We start from the raw sequence: 25,371 nt of genomic DNA, 5'->3' as shown, positions 1-25,371 counted from the left end.
ACACCTAGGTTCGATGCCCTTTCATCGCTGCTCCAGGTCAACAGGAAATCCCTGGACCTCTGCACGCTGGATGATCAGGCGCTCGCGCACAGGACAACGGCCATCCAGCCAGGCACTTCATGTGCTCGCAGTGAATAACGGGCATTGCGGACCATGCGGAGCGAGACCTTACAATCTCGTACTCACTTCTGAGTGCGAGTACACACAGCACGCTCCCGCGTGGCCGCGTGACAACTCGACTTCTGGGTTGGACGCGCCCGGGGGCTGAGGAGACTTACGTGGCCGATCAATCCCCAACCGAATCAGATTCCAGCACCACCCCGGAATTTCCCGACAAGATGCGCGTACACGCGCTGGCGAAGTTGCTCGGCGTCACCAGCAAGCAGGTCCTTGCCGAAGCCGCAGCGCTCGGTACCGAATTGCGCAGCGCGCAGTCGAGTCTCCACCGTGACGTCGCTCAGCGGATTCATGCCTCGTTGACTTCCGCGGCCGAGGCCATCGAGCCCGTCGTCGCCGAGCTCGACACACTCATCGACCCGGTTGTCGAGGCGCCGGTTGCCGAGGAGCCTGCTGCAGAAGCTCCCGTGGAGGCTGCTCCTGTTGCAGAGGCTCCGGCCGAGAAGCCTGTCAGGGCTCGTCGCACTCGCAAAAAGGTCGTCGTCGAAGAACCTGCAGCAGAAGAAACAGTGGATCCGGCTGTCGCCGAGATCAGCGCTGGACTCGACGCCGCAGCTGCGCTGCAGAGCAAGGAAGCCGAGCAGTCCGATCTGTTCACTTCCTTCGAGGCGCCGCAGACCCATCAGCCCGAGGTGGCTCCCGCCGCGCCGCAGGTCCCGCTGTTCCTGCAGCCGGATCTCGAAGCCACCGAGGTAGCTCCGCGTCGCCGTCGCGCACGCCGCGAGCCTGCTGCACCGGCGGTCGTCGAAGAGAAGCAGACAACCGCGGAAGCCGAAACCGTCGTTCCCGAGGCAGCGCCGGTTGCAGTTCCTGCCGTCGAAGAGCCGGCTGTGACCGCACCGCAAACCGAGGGCGAGAGCGCCGAGTCCGAGGACGAGGACGACGATCAGCCGCGTCGCCGTCGTCGTGGACGCCGTGGACGTGGACGTGGTCGCGGTGAACAGGGTGGCGAGCAGGGGTCGGACGAAGAGTCGGATACCGCTACCGAATCGGAGCAGGAATCTGCCCCTGCGGCAGTCGAGAAGCAAACCGACGACGCTGCCGGCGAAGAATCCGGTGATAAGTCCGAGTCCACCGCTGATGCGGATTCCGAGAATGCCGACGATTCCGATCTCGATGCCGACGGATCGAGCCGCCGTCGCCGCCGTCGTCGTCGTCGCAAGACCGGCACCGACGGCGCCACCGACGCGACTGCGACGTCCGAGGACGATCCGCCGAACACCGTCGTTCACGAGCGCGAACCTCGCAACAAGACCCGCGTCAAGGACGAGGTCCAGGGCATCAGTGGTTCGACACGTCTGGAAGCGAAGCGTCAGCGTCGCCGCGACGGTCGTGACGCCGGCCGACGTCGCCCACCGATCCTGACCGAGTCGGAGTTCCTCGCGCGTCGTGAGGCCGTCGATCGCGTCATGGTCGTGCGCGATCGGGCAGACAGCGGTCAGCCGCATGCGACTACACAGGTAGCAGTCCTCGAAGACGGAGTGCTGGTCGAGCACTTCGTCACCAACTCGGCGTCCGCGTCGATGGTCGGCAACGTGTACCTCGGACGTGTCCAGAACGTGCTCCCCAGCATGGAAGCTGCGTTCATCGACATCGGACGTGGCCGCAACGGTGTTCTCTACGCCGGTGAGGTCAACTGGGAGGCTGCCGGTCTCGGTGGCAACTCGCGCAAGATCGAGCAGGCTCTCAAGCCTGGCGATCAGGTGCTCGTTCAGGTCAGCAAGGATCCGGTCGGCCACAAGGGTGCTCGACTGACGACACAGATTTCGCTTGCCGGTCGTTTCCTCGTCTACGTGCCCGGTGGTACGTCCACGGGTATCAGCCGCAAGCTTCCGGACACCGAGCGCAAGCGTCTCAAGGAAATCTTGCGCGACATCGTGCCCGCCGACGCGGGCGTGATCATTCGCACGGCGTCCGAGGGCGTCAGCGAAGAAGAGTTGGCGCGCGACGTGACTCGTCTGCAGGCTCAGTGGGCCGGCATCGAGGAGCAGGCTGCGGCTGCGGACACCGGTAAGTCCGGCAACCCGCAGGCGCTGTACGAAGAGCCTGACATGCTGGTCAAGGTCATTCGTGATCTGTTCAACGAGGACTTCTCCAAGCTGGTCATCGAGGGCGAGAAGGCGCACACGACGGTCGAGAACTACATCAACTCCGTTGCGCCCGACCTGCTTCCGCGGCTCGAGAAGTACACGCCGAACAACGGTATCGACGTCTTCGCGGCTCGCCGTATCGACGAGCAGTTGGCCAAGGCACTCGATCGCAAGGTGTGGCTGCCGTCCGGCGGCACCCTGGTGATCGACCGCACCGAGGCCATGACCGTCGTCGACGTCAACACCGGCAAGTTCACCGGAGCCGGCGGAAACCTCGAAGAGACCGTCACCCGTAACAACCTCGAAGCGGCCGAGGAGATCGTTCGCCAGATGCGCCTGCGGGACATCGGCGGAATGATCGTCGTCGACTTCATCGACATGGTTCTCGAATCGAACCGGGACCTGGTCCTGCGTCGGCTCACCGAATGCCTGGGTCGCGATCGCACGCGCCATCAGGTGTCGGAGGTCACGTCACTCGGGCTCGTGCAGATGACGCGCAAGAAGTTGGGCACCGGATTGGTCGAGGCCTTCTCGACCACCTGTGAGCACTGCCACGGCCGCGGCATCATCGTCCATTCCGAGCCCGTCGAGGTGAAGTCCTCGGACGACGGAGGATCGCGTTCGGGCTCGCAGCGCAGTGATTCCGGTACCTCGCGCAAGAACAAGCGTGGCCGCGGAGACAAGTCGGCTTCGACCGAGTCCAACGGGCAGGAAGCTCCGGCGCCGGAGGTTCCGGCCGTCGACGCGACGGTCAAGCGGGCTCATCCGGTGGCATTGGCGATGGCCTCGCATCACCACGACGACGACGAGACCGTCGCGGCCGACTCGACCGAGTCTGATTCCGCCGGTGTGTCTTCGGGGGACGATGCATCCAAAAGTGCCGATCGGCAACAAGATCGGCCGATCGATACTCCTGCTGCTGCTGAGCACCATGACGTTCCTGTTGTGGACTCTGCTGCGGAAGAAGTATCCGCAGTGGACAACGAGTCGGCCGCAGCTTCGACCGAAGCAGCTCCGCGCGGTCGTCGGCGTAGTCGCCGGGCGTCGCGGGCAGCGTCGGCACCGGTTGCCGAGGCAGCTCCCGAGGTGGGCACGGTCTTCGTGATTCCGACTCCGGAACCCGTGGTGGACGCGGTCGCGGAAAACGTTCCGGCTCCGGCCACCGAAGTTCCGGCCGAGGAAGAAGTTGTCGTCGTCAAGAGACCCCGTCGCAGGCGTGCAGCAGCACGTCCCGCAGGTCCTCCGGTAGACGGAGAGTAAGAACTACTGGCTTTCGGTCGGTTGGATGACTTCGCGATGAGCGAGGACATCCAACCGTTATCCGAAGTTTCAGCTGGTAGAAGCAGTACAGAGTAGTAAGCACCACCCCTCGGCGGGGCGGTTTGACCCTGACGGTTGCTTTCCCGTAACCTTGGAGGGTCGCCACCCGGCGGTAGAGATTCCGTGTGCCTAGAGTGCGCGTGAATGTCCCGGTACGTCAGTGCCGAGCCGAGGTGACATAAACCAGACCAGTCGCGATGCATTTGAAGCCTCAGGCAGCAGCGCGAGCAAGTTCGAAGAAGCAAGGGGTAGCCCTCCGATGGCAACGTACGCGATCGTCAAGACCGGCGGAAAGCAGTACAAGGTCGCTGTTGGTGACCTCGTCAAGGTCGAGAAGATCGAGGGTGAGCCCGGCACTGCTGTCTCGCTTGCTCCCGTTCTCGTGGTCGACGGATCCGACCTGACCACCGACGCGGCCAAGCTGGCCAAGGTCGCAGTCACCAGTGAGATCGTCGAGCACACCAAGGGCCCGAAGATCCGCATCCACAAGTTCAAGAACAAGACCGGTTACCACAAGCGTCAGGGCCACAGGCAGCCGATCACGGTGCTCAAGGTCACGGGCATCAAGTAACCAGTTCTTTCTAGCTAATTTCACCCGAGGAGGGTCAATAGCATGGCACATAAGAAGGGTGCATCCAGCTCCCGTAACGGTCGCGATTCAAACGCCCAGCGCCTCGGCGTGAAGCGCTTCGGCGGCCAGTCGGTCAGCGCAGGCGAAATCCTGGTTCGCCAGCGCGGCACGCACTTCCACCCCGGCGTCAACGTCGGCCGTGGCGGCGACGACACCCTGTTCGCTCTCGCTGCCGGCGCAGTCGAGTTCGGCCAGAAGCGTGGACGCAAGACCGTGAACATCGTTCCGGCCGTCGTTGCGGCTGAGGTCTAGTCTTTCTCGCTAGTTGTGCGTCATCGGTTCTACTTCGGTAAGCCGGTTCTGCTTTCGGTAAGAGAGTGACGCGTTCCAAGCTCCCGATAGGGGCGGACCAGGGTTGAAATAACCCGGTCCGCCCCTATCGTTTGTTTAAGCAGTACCCGTTTTGCCCCGAGCAACCCTGCTCACCAGAAGTTCAGCTCATCGCGTGAGACCCGCAATTGACTGAGGAAGGATCCGGCAGTCATGTCCCGATTCATTGACCGTGTTGTGCTGCACGTCAGCGCTGGAAAAGGCGGCAATGGTTGCGCCTCCGTACACCGCGAGAAGTTCAAACCGCTCGGCGGTCCGGACGGTGCCAACGGAGGTCGCGGTGGCGACGTCATCCTCGTGGTCGACGAGAACATCCACACCCTCCTCGACTTTCACTTCCATCCCAACGCGAAGGCGACCAACGGCAAGCAGGGCGCCGGCAGCAACCGCGAGGGTGCAAACGGTGAAGACCTCATCCTCAAGGTTCCGGATGGAACTGTGGTTCTCGATACCGACGGCAACGTGCTTGCCGACCTCGTGGGAGTCGGTTCACGCTTCGACGCCGCTCAGGGCGGCCGCGGCGGACTCGGCAACGCAGCGCTGGCGTCGAAAGCCCGCAAAGCTCCCGGTTTCGCACTCCTCGGTGAGGACGGTGTCGAGCGTGACCTGGTTCTCGAACTCAAGTCGGTAGCCGACGTCGGTCTGCTCGGATTCCCCTCCGCCGGTAAGTCTTCGCTTGTGTCCGTTCTCTCTGCGGCCAAGCCGAAGATCGCCGACTACCCCTTCACCACTCTGGTCCCCAACCTCGGCGTCGTCTCGAGCGGTGACACCACCTTCACCGTCGCCGACGTGCCCGGGCTGATCCCCGGTGCCAGCGAAGGCCGCGGTTTGGGCCTGGACTTCCTGCGCCACATCGAACGCTGCGCCGTATTGGCGCACGTGATCGACTGCGCCACCCTCGATCCGGGACGCGACCCGATCTCCGACATCGACGCCTTGGAAGCAGAGCTGGCTGCGTACACGCCTGCGCTCTCCGGCGATTCGGGACTCGGTGACCTCGACAAGCGCCCGCGCGTCGTCATCCTCAACAAGACCGACGTTCCCGAGGCCGCCGAATTGGCCGAAATGGTCACGCCTGAGATCGAAGCTCGCGGATGGCCGGTCTTCACCATCTCAGCGGTGAGCCGAGAAGGATTGCGACCGTTGACATTCGCGCTGGCGAAGATGGTCCGCGACTACCGCGAAGCTCATCCGAAGCCCGAGCCGAAGCGCCAGGTCATTCGCCCGGTCAAGGTCAAGGATTCCAGCTTCACCATCGAGAAGGATCCCGATATTCCCGGTGGGTTCGTCGTCCGAGGCACCCGCCCGGAGCGGTGGATTCGTCAGACCGCCTTCGACAACGACGAGGCCGTTGGTTACCTCGCCGACCGTCTTGCTCGATTGGGCGTCGAGGACGCATTGGTCAAGAAGGGCGCTCAGCCAGGAGCTTCCGTCACCATCGGTGACGTCAGCTTCGAGTGGGAGCCGATGACGCCGGCCGGTATCGATCTGACCCGCACGGGCCGTGGAACCGACCCGCGTCTCGATCAGGTGGAGCGCATCGGCGCCGACGAGCGCAAGCACGCGCGTCGTGTCCGCCGCGGCTTGCTCGACGAAGACGCCTGACCCACGCGATTTCAGGACGAAAACCGAAGAGAGGGAACGGGACTGTGCTCGGGTCCACCAGGGAGTCGATAGCGTCGGCTCACAGTATCGTCGTGAAGATCGGGTCGTCTGCGCTCACCAGTCTGGTGGCGGGACTCGATACTCACCGACTCGATCTGTTGGCCGATGCCATCGAGGCTCGCATGCGTGCGGGTTCCGATGTCGTCGTCGTCTCGTCCGGTGCCGTCGGCGCCGGACTGGCGCCGCTGGGACTGACCAAGCGACCGCGGGATCTCGCGACCAAGCAGGCTGCGGCCAGCGTCGGTCAGTTGGCTCTGGCTCACGCCTGGGGTACGTCGTTCGCCCGTTACGGCCGTACCGTCGGGCAGGTTCTACTCACGGCTGACGACATCGCTCGACGGACGCAGCACCGCAACGCCCAACGGACACTCGATCGTCTACGGGCATTGCACGCGGTGGCGATCGTGAACGAGAACGACACCGTTGCCACCACCGAACTTCGATTCGGTGACAACGATCGGCTGGCTGCTCTGGTTGCTCATCTGGTCGGCGCCGACGCGTTGATCCTGTTGTCGGATGTGGACGGACTGTACGACGGGGATCCCCGAAAGGGCGATGCCACACTGATTCCCGAGGTCAACAGTCCCGAGGATCTCGACGGTGTGGTTGCCGGTTCGGGTGGCGCCCTCGGTACCGGAGGCATGGCGTCGAAGCTCTCAGCAGCACGCCTGGCCGCTGATTCCGGCGTGCCGGTTCTGCTCGCGGCAGCATCGGACGCTGCGCAGGCACTCAGTGGTGCCGATGTCGGAACGGCATTTGCGCCCCGGCCGACGCGATTGTCGGCTCGCCGATTCTGGGTTCGTCACGCCGCTGACACATCGGGTGACCTCCACCTCGACGAAGGCGCCGTCCGCGCGGTCGTGTCCAAGCGTCGAAGCCTTCTGTCCGCTGGCATCGTCGGTGTATCCGGTGACTTCCACGCCGGCGACGTCGTGTCCCTGATGGGGCCGGGGGAGAAGCCCGTCGCCCGGGGTGTCGTTGCGTTCGACGCTGCGGAGATCGAGGAGATCCTGGGGCGCTCCACCACCGATCTGCCGGCCGACATGCAGCGTCCTGTGGTTCACGCGGACGACTTGGTGGCGCTGTAGCTTTCGTGCTCAACGAGGGCGGAAAGTGCTTCAGCGCAACCGAATTCGAGCTTGAGGTCGGCGAATTCGTCGCCGCGAGTCGTGCCTCGATTGACGATGGCGATCGGCTTCCCGGCCTTGGCGGCATGCCGGACGAAACGTAGGCCGGACATCACGGTCAACGACGACCCGGCTACCAACAGTGCGTCGGATTGGTCGACAAGGCTGTATGCACGGGCGACGCGTTCCTTGGGGACGGATTCGCCGAAGTAGACGATGTCCGGTTTGAGTAAGCCACCGCACACGGCGCAATCCACGACGCGAAAGTGTGCGGTGGATTCGATCACGGCATCTGCGTCGGGTGCGATTTCGACTCCTGTTGCAGCAGCGACTGTTTCGGCGAATCCGGGATTGGCTTCTTCCAGCCTCTCCGCGAGAGTGGTGCGGGAGATCAGCCGCTGGCAGCTCAGGCATCGAACCTGCGCGTAGGTGCCGTGGAGGTCGATGACGTTTCGCGCGCCGGCCTTGGTGTGCAGGAGGTCGACGTTCTGGGTGATCACGCCGACGGCTCGCCCTGTTCGTTCCAGTGCCGCGACGGCCCGGTGGCCCTGGTTGGGGCGGGAGCTGTCCATGTATCGCCAGCCGATGTGGTTGCGCGCCCAGTAGTGCCGCCGAAACGCCGGATCGCCGATGAACTGTTGGAACGTCATCGGATTGCGCGGGGGTGAATCAGGTCCGCGGTAGTCCGGGATTCCGGAGTCGGTGGAGATGCCGGCGCCCGTCAGAACTGCCAGGCGACGGCCGGCCAGGAGCTCGGGGAGGGCGTCGAGGCGGCTGTTGTCGGTAGGCACCGTTCCAGGATAGGCGCGTGTGCGAGACGGAGGCGCGGAGGAAGTCCGAAATGTTCAATAGAACACGTGTGCGATCGCCAATACTCGTACACATGAACACAGTGAACCCGATCCCTGCTGGTTACCGCACGATCACTCCCTACCTTGCGGTGCCGGACGGCCATGCCGCACTCGACTACTACAAACGAGCACTTGGAGCTGGGATAGTCGATGCGATGAACGCACCTGACGGCTCCCTCATGCATGCGGAGATCCGGATCGGCGATTCGATGCTGCAGCTTTCGCAGGAGATGCCGGACTTCGGTCTCAAATCACCGCAGGACGGCTGGGTGCATTCGTCAATCGTCGTCTACACCGAGGACACGGACGAGTTTGTCGCTCGGGCAGTCGCCGAGGGAGGCACGCTGGTCACGGCTGTGGCCGATACATTTTCGGGCGACCGGCATGGAGTGTTTCTCGATCCGTTCGGCCACAGGTGGGCAGTATGCACGAAGGTCGAGGATGTACCTGCCGAAGAGGTCGCTCGCCGGGCGCGGGCGCTCTTCTTTCCGGAGACGCAGTCGCCACAGTAATTTGTGGCAACCGTGGACCGAGCATTCGAGCTTCGGCGGCGTGCTCAGTATCCGGCTACTGGGTCCACGAGGGCAGCCAGCGCCTCACCCTTCGCGAAGCGGGTCACGTTCTTGGAGACGTGATCCGCGAAGGCGGCGGGGCGAACGCCTGGCGGATTGGAATCGTGGGGTGTGATGATCGCATTCGTCAGATCCCACAGTGGGTGACCGTCCGGGAGGGGTTCGGGATCGGTGACGTCGAGACCGGCGCCGCCGATCTGTTCCGACTCGATGGCCTCGACCAGTGCGTCGGTGTCGACCAGTGATCCGCGCGCGACATTGATCACCCAGGAATGGGGTTGCATCGCCGCCAACTGCGCACGACCCACGAGGTGACGGGTGGCCGGGGTGGCGGGCGCAGCAATCACGAAGTGATCTGCGCGAGAATAGATTTCATCCATTCTGGATGCGGGGTACGTGGAGATCGCCCCGGGGACCGGGCTACCGGAACGATTGACTGCGATGCTGTCCGCCCCCTGCGCGGCCAGCATCGGAATCAGCGCGCGGCCGATACCGCCTGCGCCGATGATCGCAACCGTCGAGCCACGGAGGGTGCCGATCTTGGGAAAGAACTCGAACTGACGCCACGTTCGAGCCTCGATGTGTGCAGGCAAGTGACGAACTCCGGCCAAGAGAAGCATGAGTGCATGCTCGGCCACCGACGCCGAAAATGCACCGGCCGCCGAGGTCCACGTGATTTCTGTGTCCCTCGGAATCACACCGGAGTCGAACCAATCCTCGATTCCCGCCGACGGAAGCTGCACCCACCTGACCGACGCCGGTAACTCCGACGGAAAGGTCTCGGGTGAGCCCGCCCAGATCAGGGCGTCCGCAGTGTCGATCGGACTGATCAGACCGCCGCCCCGAAGCACCGCGCTGTCGAGCAGTGCATCGGGGACGGGGCCGATCGCTACGCGTGGAGAGGTGTCAGTCGCCATGACTAGACGCTACGCGGGGACCTCCACCAGTGGGTAGACACCGTTCTCGTCGTGCACCTCACGCCCGGTGACCGGCGGATTGAACACGCACAGCATGCGCATCTGCGTGTCCGGCTCGACGCGGTGACGCTCGTGGCCGTTGAGCAGGTACATCGACCCCGGTGCGAGATCGTATTCCTTGTTGTTGTCGAGGTCGATCAGCTTGCCGGTGCCCTCGACGAGCCAGACAGCCTCGACGTGGTTGGCGTAATGGAACTCGTTGACCGAACCCGCCTTGATGGTGGTCTCGTGGAACGAGAACCCGACGCGGTCGCCGCCGAGGACGATGCGCTTGCTGCGCCAGTTTCCGTCCTCACTCGTGATGTCGCGGTCGGTGTCGGTGATCTCGGTGGTGGTGCGAACGATCATGGGAGAGTCCTTCCTCTAGCTGCAGACCTTGAGTGTCGCCTCGGCCAGAATGGAGAGGCCGTGCTCGAGCTCGTCGTCGGTAATCGTCAGTGCGGGAAGCAGTTTCACAACCTGGTCGGAGGGTCCGGAGGTCTCGGCGAGCAATCCCTCGTCGAATGCCAACTGGCAGACCTTGCCGGCGCGCTCGGGCTGTTCGAAGACGAGGCCCTGAACCAAGCCACGCCCGCGGTGCGAGACCTCGCCGGGGAACTGATCGGAGAGGTTGGCGAAGCATTCGCTGATGCGTGCGCCCTTCTTCAACGTCGTCTTGGTGAGGGCGTCGTCGGACCAGTAGTGGTCGAGTGCCACCTTGGAGGTGACGAACGCCGGGTTGTTGCCGCGGAATGTGCCGTTGTGCTCGCCCGGTCCCCAGACGTCGAGTTCACGCTTGAACAGCGTGAGCGCCATCGGCATTCCGTAGCCGCTGATCGACTTGGACAACGTGACGATGTCGGGAACGATTCCGGCCTCTTCGAAGGAGAAGAACGGGCCGGTACGGCCGCAACCCATCTGGACGTCGTCGACGATCAACAGGATTCCGCGATCCGAGCACAGTGTTGCCAGCGCCCGAAGCCATTCGGGGCGAGCGACATTGACGCCACCTTCACCCTGCACGGTTTCGACGATCACTGCCGCGGGGCGGTTGATTCCACTGCCGGAATCATCGAGAACGCGGGAGAACCACTGGAAGTCCTCGGTGACGCCGTCGAAGTAGTTGTCGAAGGGCATCGGTGTCGTGTGCACGAGGGGGACACCGGCGCCCGCGCGCTTCATCGAGTTGCCGGTCACGGAGAGTGCACCAAGTGTCATTCCGTGAAATGCGTTGGTGAAGTTGATGACTGCCGAACGTCCGGTGACCTTGCGGGCCAGCTTCAGTGCAGCCTCGACGGTGTTCGATCCGGTCGGGCCGGGGAACTGGACCTTGTAGTCCAGGCCGCGTGGCTCGAGGATGTTGCGCTGAAAGGTCTCGAGGAATTCGCGTTTGGCGACTGTCGACATGTCGAGGCCGTGCGTGATGCCGTCGCTCATGATGTAGTCGACCAGTGCGGATTTGAGCACCGGGTTGTTGTGACCGTAGTTGAGGGCGCCGGCACCGGCGAAGAAATCGAGGTAGTCGCGCCCGTTCTCGTCACGAATCCAGGATCCGGATGCGCTGGTGAACACTGCGGGCCAGTCACGGCAGTAGCTGCGAACCTCGGACTCGAGGGTTTCGAAAATGCTTGCTTCGTTGATATTCATATCTTCTTTGTTCCTCCGGGGCATGCTGTATGCCGAGCGCGAAGTGCGCTAGGCGCCGATCGTGTAAAGATCTTCGGCTTCGTGTCCATCGGGAAAATCGTTGGGCGAGAACAAGGTCTGCCTGGTTATCGGTACTTCGCGTCGACGTGCGAGCGCGGTGAAGAGTGCGATCGAAGCCTCGTTGTCGGGGCTGATCGTCGTCTCCAGATGTGTAACACCCAGCGGGGCAGTGCGATCCATCAAGTCGGACAGCATGCGGGCAGCAATTGCCTTGCCGCGCTGGTCTTCGTCGACCGCCACTTGCCACACGAACAGGGTTTCCTGAGCGCTGGGACGGGTATAACCGGAAACGAATCCGACTACGCGGCCGTCTACCTCCGCGACGATGGACGTCGCGCTGAAATCCCTGCACCACAACAGGTATGCATAACTCGAATTGAGGTCGAGCACCTTCGAATCACGTGCGATCTCCCAGAGCCGGACTCCGTCATCGATCTGTGGGCTTCTGAACAACACCGCGTCCGGCGCGGTGGTCGGGATAGCTCTCGTATCAACAGGCTTCATCGGTCATCTGAACGTAACAATCATTGCTGTCGAAGTCATGCAGATGTCCGTTTCGGGCCGTGTGGAACCCGTTGCGCCCCAGGTGAGGACATGAATGTGATGGTGCTCACATTATGTAACTTTTGCCGTTGTCGGAGCGACTATTTCGGGCAAAAACTCGCTATTTCGGGCTTGCGAGCGCCAACGGAAGTACAGAGTGAGCACCAGCCTGTCGAAGTGCGCGCGCGGCCATCGTGAAAGTCCAACCGGTATCGGCGATTGCGTCGACAAGAAGTATTGGTCCCTGATGGATACTCATGTCCGGGACTTCCCAAACATCGACCAGTCCGGACACGCGGTAGGCGGAGTTCGCTGCCGACACCGGAGGGTGGTCGGGTCGCAAGCGAAGGGTGCCCAGGTCGGTCAATCGCCCGACCTCGGCCAACTTGGCAGCCAGGCTCGACACCAACAAAGGATGCGTCGTGGATTCGAGGGCCATGACACCGGTGGGTCGCTCGGCCCAATTCCAGGCGGCCAGAACGCTGATACACGCGCTGACCACCGCATCGGGTACCTCCGCGTCGGGACCGTCGAAAAGCGCGCGGAGACGTTGACCCCAGCCCAGGTCCGACATCCGTCCGAGAATGCGCCCGGTTTCCGGCCCCTCGGTGATCTTCCCGGACAGCTTGACGCCCAGCTTGCTCAGGCCGGTCGGCCACATCTTGCGCGGCTCCAGGTCGAATCCGGGGCGCTGCAAGCGCGCCCGAGTCTCGTCGAGGGCGGCGGTGTCGACAGTGGTGTCGTAGCGATTGCCTGTGCAGTTGTCACAGCGACCGCACTGTGAGTTCTCCGAGGTCAGACCAGGATCGTCGAGTTGTTCACGCAGGAAGGTCATTCGACACGTCGTGATGCTCTGGTACTCGACCATTGCGGCCTGCTCGGCCTGGCGAGCGTCGTCGAGTCGGCCGTAGCGCTCGGCGTCGTACACCCAGGGTTCGCCGGTGCTGATCCACCCGCCCTTGACGCGTTTGACCGCGCCGTCGACGTCGAGGACTTTGAGGACCATCTCGAGACGCGTGCGATTGAGCTCCACCAGAGGTTCGAGTGCCGGTGTCGACGTGGCCTTTTCGGTGTCGAGGTGTTCGATGACGCTGCGGACCAGGTGCTCGCGGGGGAAGGCGACCGAGGCGAAGTAACTCCAGATCTGCTTGTCCTCGGCGCCAGGCAGGAGGATCACGTCTGCCCTGTCGGTGGAACGACCGGCGCGGCCCACCTGCTGGTAGTACGAGATCGGCGACGACGGTGCGCCGAGGTGGACGACGAACCCGAGATCAGGCTTGTCGAAGCCCATCCCGAGTGCCGAGGTGGCCACCAGAGCCTTGACGCGATTACCCAACAAGTCCTGCTCGAGAGATTCACGTTCAGTGGGATCGGTCTGGCCCGTGTAGGCGGCGACGGTATGGCCGCGCTCGGAGAGCAGGCTTGCGAGGTCGCGCGCGGCCGAAACCGTCAGCGTGTAGATGATGCCCGAACCCGGCAGCGTCTCGAGCATGTCGGCAAGCCAGGCAGCGCGCGCCGTCGCCTCCGGAATGTGGACTACAGAGAGGTGAAGCGATTCGCGTTCGAGCCCGCCGCGAAGGACGAGGGTTTCCTCACCGCCGACGCCGAGTTGGGCGGACACGTCCTCGACGACGCGGTTGTTGGCCGTCGCCGTGGTTGCGAGGACGGGAATGCCCTCGCCGAGTTCGGCGATCAAGGTCCTGATGCGGCGGTAGTCGGGACGGAAGTCGTGGCCCCAGTCGGAAACGCAGTGAGCCTCGTCGACTACGACCAGGCCGGCATCAGCTGCCAGGGCCGGGAGCACCTGATCGCGGAAGTCAGGGTTGTTCAGGCGCTCGGGGCTGACCAGAAGGACGTCGAGATCATTGGCTGCGACGCGGGCATGGATGTCGTCCCATTCGGTGACGTTGCCCGAATTGATGGTTGCGGCGCGCACTCCGGCACGTTCGGCAGAACTGACCTGGTTTCGCATCAGGGCCAACAACGGAGAGACGATGACGGTGGGGCCGTGGCCCGTTGCCCGGAGCAGCTTCGCCGAGATGAAGTAGACCGCAGATTTGCCCCAGCCGGTCCGCTGTACGACGAGCGCGCGTTTGCGCTGCACCACCAGCGCCTCGATGGCCGTCCACTGGTCCTCGCGTAGGCGGGCATCCGGCCCCGCGAGTTCGCGGAGCAGCCGCTCGGCTTCGTCGCGCATGGCTGGGGCAGTGGCGGTGGTCATGGACCCCATGGTGCACGACCCTGCCGACACGTGCGGGCTTCAGGCCTTGGCAACAGGTTCCTGCAGTTCGGTGACCCAGCCGTCGACATCCTCCGGGCACGCCAGCGTCACCTCACGGCTGGGGCCGGCATTGAGGTATCCCGCTGCGTCGATCCATTGGGCCAACGCCTGATAAGCGGGCAGGCAGTTGTCCATCGAACCCTTGTGCAGCAGCGAGGCCACGTGCTCTTCGGCCCGCAGGTCCACCACAGCGAACTCGTAGTCGCCATCGGGATTCGCGTCTACCGGTAGCGCCGCATGGACGACGACGTTCTCGTCGTCACCGGCATCCTCGTAGTAAGCGACAGCGGGTCCGATCGCGGCGATACCGGCACGATCCAAACCGGTACAAAGGCGCTCGTACAACCCGCGAACCACCGGGCCGATCGACGACGGATCCATCGTCTTGGCGGTACCGGTCAACTCCGCGACCCGCAGCGCCGGAACTGACTTGATCACAACCTCGTATGCGGACATCTGTCCCTCACTTTCGATGATCCGTAGGCGCGCCTGTACGTGCGCCAGTCGCGCGGTGTCTTCCTGGATTCGGGTTTCGAGTTCTGCTCGGCGAAGCGTGAGCATCCCGCGGATCTCGTCGACGGTGACCGCTGACTCCACCACTTGCTGGACCTGGGCCAGAGTCAGGCCCAACTCCTTGAGAGCGACGATGCGGTTGAGCAGCGCCAACTGGCCCGCGGTGTACGAGCGATACCCGGTGGATGCGTCGACCCTCGCGGGTCTGAGCAGACCGATGGCGTCGTAGTGGCGGAGCATGCGCACCGACACACGACCTGCTCTCGCGAAGTCTCCGATGCTCAACATCCTTGCTCGCCCCGTTTCTCTCTCACAAACCCGATACCTACAGGTTTACGACCTCACACGGTGTCAGAGTCAAGCTGTCGGTTCAGGACTTTTTCGATCGCGGCGCGAGTGGGTGACGACACCGACGCGCCGCGGACCGTCGTCGCCAGACTTCCCGCCGTGGCAGCGAACTGCAGGGCGCGGTCCTGGCCCTGCACCCACTCCACGGCGAAGGCGCCGGTGAAAGCATCGCCTGCGCCAGTTGTATCCACGGGTGTCACGGCCGGGGAGTCGGCGTGGATTGTCTCCTCGCCCGACCGGAGATCCGCGCCGCCGGCCCCGAGCGTCGTGACGAGGTATCGGACGCGACCGGTGACCGCGGCCAACTGCTCCGACTCGGTCTGGTTGACGATCAGGATGTCGACAGACTCGATCAGGGCGCCCGGAAGGTCTTGTACCGGCGAAGGATTGAGGATGACAGTTGTTCCGTTGGCACGCGCGTGCCGGGCCGCTGCGGTGACCGTGTCGAGGGGTATTTCGAGTTGGCACAGGAGAACGTCGGCGTGTGCGATCGCGTCGAGGTCTGCTTCGGACAACGAGGTGACCGAGGAATTGGCGCCCGGGACGACGATGATGTTGTTCTCCGCGTCCTCGCTCACGGTGATGGCGGCAACGCCGCTCGGGCCGTCGACACTACGAAGCAACGCGGTGTCGACCCCGGCGTCTTGCAGGGTCTCGCGCAATTGGGTGCCGAAACCGTCGTCGCCGACCGCGCCGACGAACGACACGTCCCCACCGGCCTTCGCGGCGGCGATGGCCTGGTTGCTGCCTTTGCCTCCCGCCGCGGTGGCAAAGGCAGTGCCGAGCAGCGTTTCTCCCGGAGCTGGGAATCTGGACACTGACGTGGTCAGATCCATGTTGATACTGCCGACGACGACGATTCGAGGCGTGCTCATACCTCGAGGTTATCGGCCTTCATTCTCTTTCGACGAACCTTGCGGATGATCCGACGTGCTTCCTCGTCGGTGGCGACGGAGGGCGGAGAGCCGTCGAGTGGCTTGCGTGCGGTCTCGGGGATCATCAGGACTGCGATACCGCCGATCACGGCGGCGATCATCATGTACATCGGTGCGACCAAGTTGCTGCCCGTTGCACTTTCGAGGGCGGTGAGCACCAGGGGAGTGGTCCCGCCGAAGATGGAGACCGCGAGGTTGTATCCGATTGCCAAGCCGCCGTACCTGATTCCGGTCGGAAACAGTGCGGGAAGCACGGACGGGAACACACCGACGAACAGCAGGAGCAAGCCGCCGAGAATTGCGAGTCCCAGGAAGACCGTCACGTAGTTGCCGACGCCGATCAGAAGGTAGGCAGGCAGGGACAGGACGAAGAATCCGATGAAACCGCTGAGCAGCAAGGGTTTACGCCCGACGCGGTCCGAGAACTTTCCGACGTAGCTGATTCCCATCATCATCACGATCATGACGATGATCATCAGAACGAGTCCGTGGGATTCGTCGTAACCCAACGTGTTGGTCAGATACGTCGGCATGTAGCTGAGCAGTCCGTAGTGAGCGATGTTGTACGTGGCCACCAGGACGATGCACAGAACAAGCGGACGCCAGTTGTCGACGAGAGTTTCGCGTAGTTTCTTGCCTGTGGATTCATCTGCGAGGGAGCGCTCTTCGGCCTGCTCCATCATCTGGAATGCGGGGGTTTCCTCCAAACGCAGACGGAGGTACAGGCCGATGAGACCCAGAGGTCCGGCAATGAGGAAGGGGATGCGCCAGCCCCACTGGAGTAGGTCCTCGGCACTGACGACGGTCTGGATGATCGTCACGATGCCCGCTGCCGCCACATATCCTGCCAGAGTCCCGAATTCGAGGAAGCTGGCGAAGAAACCGCGGCGCTTGTCCGGTGCGTATTCGGCGACGAACGTACTGGCTCCGCCGTATTCGCCGCCGGTGGAAAAGCCCTGCAGTAGGCGTAGGAGTACCAGCAGAATCGGGGCGGCGATACCGATGGATTCGTAGCTCGGGATGAGGCCGATGGCGAAGGTGCTGCCCGCCATCAGAATGATGGTGGTGGCCAGGACTTTCTTGCGTCCGATGCGGTCACCGAGTGGACCGAAGAACAATCCGCCGAGTGGGCGGACGATGAAGGCTGCCGCAAAAATTGCAAAGGTAGAGAGGAGTTGAGCGCTGCCGCTCGCGTCCGGGAAGAACACTTTTCCTATAGTGGTAGCTAGATATGCGTAAACGCCGAAATCGAACCACTCCATGGCATTTCCGAGCATCGTTGCCTTGACAGCGCGCTTGACGGACGCATTGTCGGTGACGCAGACATCGGGTGATTCGGCCACTTCGAGAGCGCTTATCGAGTTCTCTGGTGTAGTCATGACATGCGCTCCCCAGCGCAATCATCGAACCGAGCGGGGCACGTACCTGATGCACGCATCTTTTCGTTGCCCACTCGCCGATGAGCCGGTCGGGAAATCGAGCGTCCGCGTGCCCTGTGGCTCGTTGCGACCCCCGTCGCACGGCTCTGGCCCGCGGCAGTGTCCGGAGCCCACAGGGCTCCGGACTACCGGCAAGTAAGACGCTTACGCTATCAAAGTTGTGCGCGGGAGCCGATTTTCGGGCTAGAAGGCGCGGGCGTACTGCGACGGGATATGCGGTCCTACCTCGGCGTTCAGTTCACGGGCCGCCCGGCGCGCCCAGTAGGGATCACGCAACAGTTCGCGGCCGAGGAGCACCGCCACTGCGCTTCCGTCTTCGACGATCTTCTCGGCCTGTTCGGGTTCGGTGATGAGGCCGACGGCGGCGGCCGGTAGCAGGCTCTCGTTCTGCAGGCGACGGGCGAACGGAACCTGGTATCCCGGCTCCACCGGAATCTTGGCCGCCGGTGAATTACCGCCGGTGGACACGTCGACGAGATCGACGCCGTAGTCGGAGAGGATGTTGGCGAGGGCAACGGTCTGATCCGCGGTCCAGCTGTCGACCTCGAGCCCACGCTCTTCCGTCAGCCAATCGGTCGCCGAGACCCGGACGAAGAGCGGTAGCTCGGCCGGCCACACCTCGCGGACTGCGCTCAGGATTTCGAGGAGCAATCGGATGCGGTTCTCGAAGCTGCCTCCGTAGCGGTCCGTTCGCTTGTTGCTCTCGGGGGAGAGGAACTGATGGATCAGGTATCCGTGGGCCGCGTGAATTTCCACGACCTTGAATTCGGCCTTCAATGCGCGGGTAGCCGCCGCTGCGAAGTCCGCGACGACCTTCTCGATGCCCTCCGTGGTGAGCTCGACCGGATCGGCAAGGTGACCGAACGGAACCGCGCTCGGGGCAACCGTCTGCCACGAGAGTCGGTCGTCGGCGGGCAGACTCTTGCCGCCGCGCCACGGAACCTGCGTCGACGCTTTGCGTCCGGCGTGGGCCAGCTGAATTCCGGGCACTGCGCCGAAGTACGCGAGTTGCGCGTTGATCTCGGCGAAGGCTTGCGCCTGCGTGTCGTTCCAGATCCCCAGATCAGCTGCCGATATGCGGCCTTCGGGATTGACGGCCGTCGCCTCGGTGAGAATCAGGCCGGTGCCGCCGATTGCACGGCTCACCAGATGCGTGCGATGCCACTCGTTGGGCACTCCGACCTGGTCGCCGATGACGTCAGCGGAGTACTGGCACATCGGTGCCATCCAGACGCGGTTCGGGATGGTGACGCCGCGCAGGGTCAAAGGCTCGAACAACACACTCACGGATGGCTCCTGACTCGAAGAAGAAGGTCGGTGGGTGCAACAGTGTCGCGCGCCGGAATTGTTCCCCGGCGGTCCGCCGAAATGTCCGCAGGCGGTCCGCCGAAATGTCCGCAGGCGGTCCGCCGAAATGTTCGCAGGCGGTCCGCCGGAATGGTCCCGGGTGGTCACAGCCTCGTTCCGCCGAGCAGGCCGTCACGGTGGGTGGTTAATGTGTATTCATGACCGCTGTGACTTCCAACGCAGAAACCGTCGACTCGAACGCGTCCGACACCAAGTCCGTCGTGCACGACGCCGCACGCCGAGCCCGTAAGGCTTCGCGCGTCCTGGCTCTGCTGACCACCGCGCAGAAGGATGCTGCGCTCAACGCCGCAGCCGACGCGGTACTCGCGGCAAGTGATCGGATTCTCGCGGCCAACGCTCTCGATATCGACACCGCGAAGGCGGGCGGCACCGAGGAATCGCTGCTCGACCGTCTTCGTCTGACCGCTGACCGGATCGAGGGCATCGCGTCGGGTTTGCGTCAGGTTGCCGGACTACCCGATCCGATCGGTGAAGTGCTTCGTGGATCCACTCTGCCGAACGGTTTGGAACTACGTCAGCAGCGCGTTCCGCTCGGTGTCGTCGGCATGGTCTACGAGGCTCGCCCCAATGTTACCGTCGACGCTTTCGGGCTGACTCTCAAGTCGGGAAATGCTGCGCTGCTTCGTGGTTCGTCCTCGGCAGTCAAGTCCAACGAAGCGTTGGTGGAGGCGCTACGCGCGTCGTTGGTTGCTCAGGGGCTCCCCGAGGACTCCGTTCAACTTCTGCCGAGTGCGGATCGTTCGACGGTCACGCACCTCATCCAGGCCCGCGGCCTCGTCGATGTAGTCATCCCGCGCGGCGGTGCCGGCTTGATCAGCGCCGTCGTGCGTGATGCTACCGTGCCCACCATCGAGACCGGTGTCGGTAACTGCCACGTCTATGTTCACTCGGCCGCCGATCTACTGATGGCCGAGAAGATTCTTCTCAACTCCAAAACCCGTCGGCCCAGTGTCTGCAATACAGCCGAAACCGTCCTGGTCGACGCTGCGATCGCCGAGACTGCCGTGCCGAAGCTGCTCCAAGCGCTCCAGATGCACGACGTCGTCGTGCACGGTGATCTGCCGGGACTGGTTCCCGCGACCGAGGACGACTGGTCGAAGGAATACCTCACCCTCGACGTCGCCCTCAAGGTCGTCAAGGACCTGGACGCTGCCGTCGAGCACATCGACCAGTACGGGACCGGCCACACCGAAGCCATCGTGACGTCCGATCTCTCGGCTGCCCGCGAGTTCACCGCTCGAGTCGACGCTGCGGCAGTGATGGTCAATGCGTCGACTGCCTTCACCGACGGTGAGCAGTTCGGGTTCGGCGCCGAGATCGGCATCTCCACCCAGAAACTGCACGCGCGTGGCCCCATGGGGCTACCGGAACTGACGTCCACCAAGTGGATCGTCTGGGGCGACGGGCATACCCGACCCGCCTGAAAAGTTCACCAGACTTGCCCCACCTCTCAAGGAGTTAACCGTGGACCGAGCACTTCCCGACACGACGCCGTTCTTCTCGACCGTCGACGACGTGATCGAACGGCTGGCCGAAACTGGCTATCTGTCCGACAAGGCCACCGCGACGGCAGTCTTCCTGGCCGATCGTCTGGGCAAGCCGCTGCTCATCGAGGGCCCGGCCGGTGTCGGAAAGACGGAACTCGCCCGCGCAGTCGCCCAGACCACGGGCGCAGAACTGGTGCGTCTGCAGTGCTACGAGGGCGTCGACGAGGCTCGTGCGCTGTACGAGTGGAACCACGCGAAGCAGATTCTTCGGATTCAGTCGGGCGGGGCGAGCGGAGCGAGGGGTGATGTCGCGGTCGACCACAGCTGGGATTCGACGAAGGCGGATGTGTTCTCGGAGGAGTTCCTGCTCGCTCGTCCACTGCTCAAGGCCATTCGCCGCGAGGACCCGACGGTGCTGTTGATCGACGAGACGGACAAGGCCGACGTCGAGATCGAAGGTCTGCTCCTCGAAGTGCTCAGCGACTTCGCGGTCACGATCCCCGAGCTCGGAACCATTACCGCCACCCGCAAGCCGTTCACGGTGTTGACCTCGAATGCCACTCGCGAACTCTCGGAGGCTCTGAAGCGTCGTTGCCTCTTCCTGCATCTCGACTTCCCGGACGCCGACCTCGAGCGTCGCATCCTCGCAAGCCGCGTGCCGGAGCTTCCTGAAGCGATTGCCGAGCAGCTGGTCAACACCATTCGTGTTCTTCGCGGAATGCAGCTCAAGAAGGTCCCTTCGGTATCCGAGACCATCGACTGGGGACGCACCCTTCTTGCTCTGGGCATGGACACTCTCGACGACGATGCCGTTCGCGCCACGCTCGGCGTGATCCTCAAGCACCAGTCGGACCAGGTGCGTGCCGCCGCTGAACTTCGGCTGAACTGAGGTCTGACATGGCTCCCGCAGCATCGACGTCGCCGCTCTCACCTGGCGGCCTGGCAGCGCCGCACGGGATTCCCGGTCACCTCGTCGATTTTGTCGAGGCTTTGCGACGACGCGGAATCATGGTCGGCCCGTCCGAGACAGTCGACGCCGGTCAGGTCATGTCTGTTCTCGACCTGCTCGATCGTGAAGCGCTTCGTGAAGGGCTGGCATGCTCGCTCCTGCGCAGGCCGACCCACCGGGCGACGTTCGACGCCGTCTTCGACCTGTGGTTCCCCAAGGCGATCGGTGACCGTGCGGTCGGCGACGTCGACGTCACACTGCCGCGCAAGCCAGACGGCTCGATCGACCTGCAGGCATTGCGTGAGCTGATCGCCGAACTGCTGACAGACGGCAGTGACGAGGCGATGGAGATGACCGAACTCCTGACCGCCGCGATGGTCGAGGAACTCGGGCAGTACCAGTCGAGCAACGGCCCGTCGTTCTCCGCCTATCAGGCGCTGCGTGACGTCGCCCCGGAGACGTTGCTCAACAAGATCCTGCAGGGCCTGCTCGGCAACCAGGAGGGTTCCGGGTCAGAGGGCAAGGACAACTCCGACTACCAGTCCGAGGTCGCCAAGCGCACGGCAGCGCAGCGCATCGCGGACTTCCGCAAGATGGTCGAGAAGGAAACGCGTCGACGCACAGCCGAGAATTTGGGCAAGGAGCGGGTCGCCACGTACGGCGTTCCGAAACTCGCCGAGGAAGTCGACTTCTTGCGAGCGTCCGATGCCGAACTCACCACGCTGAAGAAGAACGTCGCACCCCTGGCTCGCTTGTTGGCCAGTCGTCTCGCCGTGCGTCGTAGCCGATCTCGCGCGGGTTCGATCGACCTACGTCGTACGTTGCGCAAGTCCATGTCGACGGGCGGAGTGCCGATCGATCTGGTGCAGCGCAAGCCGAAGCGGGCGCGGCCCGAACTTGTGGTGATGTGCGACGTGTCCGGCTCGGTGGCGGGGTTCAGCCATTTCACTCTGCTGCTCGTGAACGCTTTGCGTGAGCAGTTCTCGCGCGTGCGGGTGTTCGCGTTCATCGACACGACCGACGAGGTCACGCGGTTCTTCGACTCGAACGCAGACCTCGGATCAGCGATGTCACGGATGGTGCGTGAGGCCCAACTGATCACCTACGACGGCCACTCAGACTACGGACACGCCTTCGGAGTGTTCCAGGAGAAGTTCGCGCAGTCGATCACCAGTCGCACGTCGCTACTGGTACTCGGCGACGGTCGCAACAACTACCGCGATCCCAACCTTCAGTCGCTGTCGCAGATGGTGGCAGTAGCCAAGCACGCGCACTGGCTCAACCCCGAGCCGAAGGGGCAATGGGGAACGGGTGACTCCGCGGCGAAGGTCTACAACGAGGTCATCAGCATGCACGAGTGCCGCTCGGCCCAGCAGCTTGCCGACGTCGTGTCCCGTCTGCTGCCGGTCTGACCCGTAAGCTCGACACTCGTGCAGAAGGGACTATCGGTGGAACGTGCTCGACGCCTAGGAGTGATGGGTGGCACCTTCGACCCCATTCACCATGGCCACCTCGTTGCGGCCAGTGAGGTCGCCGACCGGTTCGGACTCGACGAAGTGATCTTCGTCCCCACCGGGCGGCCCTGGCAGAAGCAGGGGAAGGGCGTCAGTCCTGCCGAGGACCGGTACCTCATGACGGTCATCGCCACCGCCTCCAACCCGCGGTTTTCCGTCTCTCGGGTCGACGTCGACCGTGAAAAAGTGACGTACACCGTGGACACGCTGCGAGACCTCCGGGCCTACCACCCTGACGCCGAACTCTTCTTCATCACCGGTGCCGATGCGCTGGCCAGCATCCTTTCCTGGCAAGATTGGGAAGAGTTGTTCGCATTGGCGAAGTTCGTCGGGGTATCGCGACCGGGTTTCGATCTCAATGCAGAGCACCTGGCCGGTCACCTCGACACCATGCCCGCCGACGCGGTCACGTTGATAGAGATTCCGGCACTTGCCATTTCGTCGACCGAATGTCGGCGTCGGGCAAGTGAAGACCGCCCCGTCTGGTACCTGGTGCCGGACGGAGTGGTGCAGTACATCTCGAAGCGGAACCTGTATCGACCTGTCGACGCGGAGCGCCGCGACGGAGCTACAACGATGTCGGAGCCCGCACCGGGGAAGTCGGAAGCCGTCCCGGGCGCCGAATCGAGCTAGCCGAGCACAACAAGTACTTTCTGAAGACGAAACTGGAGAACATCGAGTGAGCGCAAACACCGAAGCCATCGACATGGCACGCATCGCGGCCTTGGCAGCCGACGAGAAGCTGGCCACCGAAGTGGTGGTGCTCGATGTGTCCGAACAGCTGGTCATCACGGACTGCTTCGTCATCGCATCTGCGACGAACGAGCGTCAGGTCAACTCGATTGTCGAGAACATCGAAGACCGTCTCCGCGAAGCGGGACACAAGCCGGTCCGCCGGGAAGGCACCCGCGAGGGCCGCTGGGCACTGCTCGACTACGCCGACATCGTCATCCACGTCCAGCATGACGAGGAGCGCAACTTCTACGCTCTCGATCGTCTGTGGAAGGACTGCCCGACGGTCGAGGTCGAAGGCCTCGGACAGAACCGTCCCGGCCCCGCCGACGCCAACACGGTGTTCGAGACCGACACGGTTTCCGAGCCGGACGCGCAGGATCCCTCGCTGTGACTTCGTCGGCGCCCAGTGCGGCGTCGAACCCTGTCCGCCGGCTCATCCTGCTGCGTCACGGACAGACCGAATACAACGCCGACTCTCGGATGCAGGGGCAACTCGACACCGACCTGTCGGAGTTGGGACGCACGCAGGCCAAGAGTGCAGGTCCGGTGATCGCCGATCGCAGGCCGTTGACGATCGTGTCCTCGGATCTGCGTCGGGCGTACTTCACGGCCGTCGCAGTCGGTGATGCCGCCGGACTTCCGGTCCTCACCGACATGCGTCTGCGTGAGACACACCTGGGGGAATGGCAGGGCCTGACTCATCATGACGTCGACGAGCGCACTCCCGGTGTGCGATCTGCGTGGCGAGCGGATGCCACGTTGGCGCCGCCCGGCGGCGAAAGCCGAATCGACGTCGCGAATCGCAGCCTCCCCGTAGTTCACGAATTGCTCGACACGCACCCGGACTGGGCCGAGCGGCCCGTGGTTCTGGTGGCGCACGGAGGCTTGATCGCGGCACTGACAGCGGCATTGCTCGACCTACCCATCGATCGCTGGGCCGTCCTCGGCGGATTGGGAAACACCAGTTGGGTGCAACTCAGTGGACATGGTGACGTCAAGTCGATCGAGTGGCGACTCGACGTATGGAATGCTTCTGCGAGTGTCGCAAATGACGTCCTCTGAAAGTGCCGACGGGCAGCGCCCCGTCCTCCTCGTACTCGCGGATTCGCTGTCGTATTTCGGCCCCAAAGGCGGCCTCGCGGCAGATCATCCACGCATCTGGCCCAACATCGTGGCCGACGAACTCGGCTGGGACGTCGAGTTGGTCGCCCGTATCGGATGGACGTGTCGCGACGCGTGGTGGGCACTGACTCAGGATCCTCGTGTGTGGGCGGCGGTGCCGCGGGCCGGCGCCGTCGTGTTCGCGGTCGGCGGGATGGACTCGCTGCCGTCCCCATTGCCTACCGCGCTCCGCGAGACCATCCGCTACGTTCGGCCACCCGCGCTTCGACGCGTGGTGCGCGAGGGTTATCAGTGGCTGCAGCCGCGGCTTGCACCTCTGGGCCGCCCGGTCGCACTTCCGCCCAAGCTGAGCGTCGAGTATCTGGAAAGCTCGCGAAATGCGTTGGAGTACATGCGGCCCGAACTGCCGATGATCGCGACCCTGCCGTCGGTGCACCGCAGTGATGCCTACGCCAGCGTGCATGCCGGACGACCTGCCGCGGTGTCCGCGATCACCGAGTGGGCTACGGAGAAAGACGTTCCCGTAGTCGACCTTGCAGATGCAGTGCGTGACAACGTCTTTTCCGAGAACGGCAATCCTGACGGCATTCACTGGGGTTGGGACGGTCACCTCGGCGTAGCCCGCGCGATGATCGCTGCGATTCGCGGGGTCGAGGCGCAGAAAGTGGTTTCGCCGGAACTGGTAGCACCGCCGAGCGAAGTCGGGTAGCA

General features: G+C 63.6%; 23 protein-coding genes. 13 read left to right on the top strand and 10 right to left on the bottom strand.

The genetic code is table 11. The annotated features are described in order from the left end of the window. The first annotated feature begins 278 nt into the window (after positions 1–278). The 5 genes from AC1Q6C_RS25475 (at position 279) to proB (ending at position 7,301) form a co-directional block, all read left to right on the top strand. The gene (locus AC1Q6C_RS25475; protein WP_492666873.1) at positions 279–3,527 is read left to right on the top strand and encodes a translation initiation factor IF-2 N-terminal domain-containing protein; all 3,249 of its coding nucleotides are present in this window, start codon (positions 279–281) and stop codon (positions 3,525–3,527) included. A gap of 319 nt (positions 3,528–3,846) precedes the next feature. Continuing rightward, positions 3,847–4,158, top strand: coding sequence for a 50S ribosomal protein L21 (rplU, locus tag AC1Q6C_RS25470; protein ID WP_003944533.1), 312 nt, complete (start codon positions 3,847–3,849; stop codon positions 4,156–4,158). Positions 4,159–4,200: 42 nt separating this feature from the next. Beyond that, complete coding sequence (gene rpmA / locus AC1Q6C_RS25465) at positions 4,201–4,470, top strand: 50S ribosomal protein L27 (protein WP_003944532.1); 270 nt, start codon at positions 4,201–4,203, stop codon at positions 4,468–4,470. Positions 4,471–4,701: 231 nt separating this feature from the next. After that, the gene (obgE, locus tag AC1Q6C_RS25460) at positions 4,702–6,153 is read left to right on the top strand and encodes a GTPase ObgE (protein WP_003944579.1); all 1,452 of its coding nucleotides are present in this window, start codon (positions 4,702–4,704) and stop codon (positions 6,151–6,153) included. Positions 6,154–6,197: 44 nt separating this feature from the next. Then, the gene (proB, locus tag AC1Q6C_RS25455) at positions 6,198–7,301 is read left to right on the top strand and encodes a glutamate 5-kinase (protein WP_003944552.1); all 1,104 of its coding nucleotides are present in this window, start codon (positions 6,198–6,200) and stop codon (positions 7,299–7,301) included. On the opposite strand, the gene AC1Q6C_RS25450 is transcribed toward proB, so the two are convergent. Continuing rightward, positions 7,274–8,131 carry an NAD-dependent protein deacetylase gene (locus AC1Q6C_RS25450; protein ID WP_230358824.1) on the bottom strand — a complete coding sequence of 286 codons (858 nt, stop codon included), beginning with the start codon at positions 8,129–8,131 and terminating at the stop codon, positions 7,274–7,276. The genes proB and AC1Q6C_RS25450 overlap by 28 nt on opposite strands. A gap of 50 nt (positions 8,132–8,181) precedes the next feature. Between AC1Q6C_RS25450 and AC1Q6C_RS25445 the strand changes: the two genes are divergently transcribed. Continuing rightward, positions 8,182–8,703: a VOC family protein gene (locus AC1Q6C_RS25445; RefSeq protein WP_083291576.1), complete on the top strand. Its 522-nt coding sequence runs from the start codon at positions 8,182–8,184 to the stop codon at positions 8,701–8,703. A gap of 44 nt (positions 8,704–8,747) precedes the next feature. Here AC1Q6C_RS25445 and AC1Q6C_RS25440 read toward each other — a convergent pair whose 3' ends face one another. The 9 genes from AC1Q6C_RS25440 to AC1Q6C_RS25400 all read right to left on the bottom strand — a co-directional run bounded on the left by AC1Q6C_RS25440 (position 8,748) and on the right by AC1Q6C_RS25400 (position 18,772). Then, entirely contained in the window at positions 8,748–9,680 is a 933-nt protein-coding gene (locus AC1Q6C_RS25440) for a D-isomer specific 2-hydroxyacid dehydrogenase family protein (protein ID WP_030536631.1), read from the bottom strand. A gap of 9 nt (positions 9,681–9,689) precedes the next feature. Beyond that, a complete protein-coding gene (locus AC1Q6C_RS25435) occupies positions 9,690–10,088 on the bottom strand; it encodes an ectoine synthase (protein ID WP_003944463.1) in 399 nt (132 codons plus the stop codon). A 15-nt stretch (positions 10,089–10,103) separates the two neighbouring features. After that, complete coding sequence (gene ectB / locus AC1Q6C_RS25430) at positions 10,104–11,366, bottom strand: diaminobutyrate--2-oxoglutarate transaminase (RefSeq protein ID WP_007731008.1); 1,263 nt, start codon at positions 11,364–11,366, stop codon at positions 10,104–10,106. 48 nt (positions 11,367–11,414) lie between these two features. Beyond that, on the bottom strand, positions 11,415–11,930 hold the full coding sequence (gene ectA, locus AC1Q6C_RS25425; protein ID WP_003944572.1) for a diaminobutyrate acetyltransferase: 516 nt from the start codon (positions 11,928–11,930) through the stop codon (positions 11,415–11,417). Between the two features lie 160 nt (positions 11,931–12,090). After that, a complete protein-coding gene (locus AC1Q6C_RS25420; RefSeq protein WP_030536630.1) occupies positions 12,091–14,190 on the bottom strand; it encodes a RecQ family ATP-dependent DNA helicase in 2,100 nt (699 codons plus the stop codon). Positions 14,191–14,229: 39 nt separating this feature from the next. Then, a complete protein-coding gene (locus AC1Q6C_RS25415; protein ID WP_064113179.1) occupies positions 14,230–15,051 on the bottom strand; it encodes a MerR family transcriptional regulator in 822 nt (273 codons plus the stop codon). A gap of 53 nt (positions 15,052–15,104) precedes the next feature. Further along, the gene (locus AC1Q6C_RS25410) at positions 15,105–15,986 is read right to left on the bottom strand and encodes a ribokinase (protein WP_042450215.1); all 882 of its coding nucleotides are present in this window, start codon (positions 15,984–15,986) and stop codon (positions 15,105–15,107) included. Continuing rightward, on the bottom strand, positions 15,983–17,425 hold the full coding sequence (locus AC1Q6C_RS25405; protein WP_003944479.1) for an MFS transporter: 1,443 nt from the start codon (positions 17,423–17,425) through the stop codon (positions 15,983–15,985). Before AC1Q6C_RS25405 ends, AC1Q6C_RS25410 begins: the two co-directional genes overlap by 4 nt. A 243-nt stretch (positions 17,426–17,668) precedes the next feature. Continuing rightward, positions 17,669–18,772, bottom strand: coding sequence for an NADH:flavin oxidoreductase/NADH oxidase (locus AC1Q6C_RS25400; RefSeq protein WP_042924054.1), 1,104 nt, complete (start codon positions 18,770–18,772; stop codon positions 17,669–17,671). A gap of 218 nt (positions 18,773–18,990) precedes the next feature. On the opposite strand from AC1Q6C_RS25400, the gene AC1Q6C_RS25395 reads away from it, so the two are divergent. Genes AC1Q6C_RS25395 through octT form a run of 7 tightly spaced genes read left to right on the top strand, consistent with a single transcriptional unit; the run spans position 18,991 to position 25,369 of the window. Beyond that, positions 18,991–20,277, top strand: coding sequence for a glutamate-5-semialdehyde dehydrogenase (locus tag AC1Q6C_RS25395; protein WP_007731018.1), 1,287 nt, complete (start codon positions 18,991–18,993; stop codon positions 20,275–20,277). A 40-nt stretch (positions 20,278–20,317) separates the two neighbouring features. Next, positions 20,318–21,229 (top strand): AAA family ATPase, encoded by a 912-nt coding sequence (locus AC1Q6C_RS25390; protein WP_003944506.1) that lies wholly within the window; start codon positions 20,318–20,320, stop codon positions 21,227–21,229. An 8-nt stretch (positions 21,230–21,237) separates the two neighbouring features. Beyond that, a complete protein-coding gene (locus tag AC1Q6C_RS25385) occupies positions 21,238–22,701 on the top strand; it encodes a vWA domain-containing protein (RefSeq protein ID WP_230358822.1) in 1,464 nt (487 codons plus the stop codon). An 18-nt stretch (positions 22,702–22,719) separates the two neighbouring features. Beyond that, complete coding sequence (gene nadD / locus AC1Q6C_RS25380) at positions 22,720–23,436, top strand: nicotinate-nucleotide adenylyltransferase (protein ID WP_003944462.1); 717 nt, start codon at positions 22,720–22,722, stop codon at positions 23,434–23,436. 46 nt (positions 23,437–23,482) lie between these two features. After that, on the top strand, positions 23,483–23,929 hold the full coding sequence (gene rsfS, locus AC1Q6C_RS25375; protein WP_064074807.1) for a ribosome silencing factor: 447 nt from the start codon (positions 23,483–23,485) through the stop codon (positions 23,927–23,929). After that, the gene (locus tag AC1Q6C_RS25370) at positions 23,926–24,600 is read left to right on the top strand and encodes a histidine phosphatase family protein (RefSeq protein ID WP_007731024.1); all 675 of its coding nucleotides are present in this window, start codon (positions 23,926–23,928) and stop codon (positions 24,598–24,600) included. The genes rsfS and AC1Q6C_RS25370 overlap by 4 nt, the downstream gene beginning before the upstream one ends. Further along, the gene (octT, locus tag AC1Q6C_RS25365; protein WP_042924057.1) at positions 24,587–25,369 is read left to right on the top strand and encodes a diglucosylglycerate octanoyltransferase; all 783 of its coding nucleotides are present in this window, start codon (positions 24,587–24,589) and stop codon (positions 25,367–25,369) included. Before AC1Q6C_RS25370 ends, octT begins: the two co-directional genes overlap by 14 nt. Positions 25,370–25,371 lie beyond the last annotated feature (2 nt).

Source organism: Rhodococcus sp. MT28 (assembly GCF_058792695.1).
The sequence above is the reverse complement of the archived record's forward strand: the minus strand, read 5'-3'. Positions and strand labels throughout refer to the sequence as shown.

Excerpts from the sequence above, each read along its gene's own strand:
- AC1Q6C_RS25410 (WP_042450215.1), bottom strand. The coding sequence starts at position 15,986 with ATGAGCACGCCTCGAATCGTCGTCGTCGGCAGTATCAACATGGATCTG.
- obgE (WP_003944579.1), top strand. The coding sequence starts at position 4,702 with ATGTCCCGATTCATTGACCGTGTTGTGCTGCACGTCAGCGCTGGAAAA.
- AC1Q6C_RS25435 (WP_003944463.1), bottom strand. The coding sequence starts at position 10,088 with ATGATCGTTCGCACCACCACCGAGATCACCGACACCGACCGCGACATC.
- AC1Q6C_RS25405 (WP_003944479.1), bottom strand. The coding sequence starts at position 17,425 with ATGACTACACCAGAGAACTCGATAAGCGCTCTCGAAGTGGCCGAATCA.
- AC1Q6C_RS25440 (WP_030536631.1), bottom strand. The coding sequence starts at position 9,680 with ATGGCGACTGACACCTCTCCACGCGTAGCGATCGGCCCCGTCCCCGAT.
- ectB (WP_007731008.1), bottom strand. The coding sequence starts at position 11,366 with ATGAATATCAACGAAGCAAGCATTTTCGAAACCCTCGAGTCCGAGGTT.
- rpmA (WP_003944532.1), top strand. The coding sequence starts at position 4,201 with ATGGCACATAAGAAGGGTGCATCCAGCTCCCGTAACGGTCGCGATTCA.
- AC1Q6C_RS25395 (WP_007731018.1), top strand. The coding sequence starts at position 18,991 with ATGACCGCTGTGACTTCCAACGCAGAAACCGTCGACTCGAACGCGTCC.
- AC1Q6C_RS25420 (WP_030536630.1), bottom strand. The coding sequence starts at position 14,190 with ATGACCACCGCCACTGCCCCAGCCATGCGCGACGAAGCCGAGCGGCTG.
- rplU (WP_003944533.1), top strand. The coding sequence starts at position 3,847 with ATGGCAACGTACGCGATCGTCAAGACCGGCGGAAAGCAGTACAAGGTC.
- ectA (WP_003944572.1), bottom strand. The coding sequence starts at position 11,930 with ATGAAGCCTGTTGATACGAGAGCTATCCCGACCACCGCGCCGGACGCG.
- octT (WP_042924057.1), top strand. The coding sequence starts at position 24,587 with ATGACGTCCTCTGAAAGTGCCGACGGGCAGCGCCCCGTCCTCCTCGTA.
- AC1Q6C_RS25445 (WP_083291576.1), top strand. The coding sequence starts at position 8,182 with ATGTTCAATAGAACACGTGTGCGATCGCCAATACTCGTACACATGAAC.
- AC1Q6C_RS25415 (WP_064113179.1), bottom strand. The coding sequence starts at position 15,051 with ATGTTGAGCATCGGAGACTTCGCGAGAGCAGGTCGTGTGTCGGTGCGC.
- AC1Q6C_RS25385 (WP_230358822.1), top strand. The coding sequence starts at position 21,238 with ATGGCTCCCGCAGCATCGACGTCGCCGCTCTCACCTGGCGGCCTGGCA.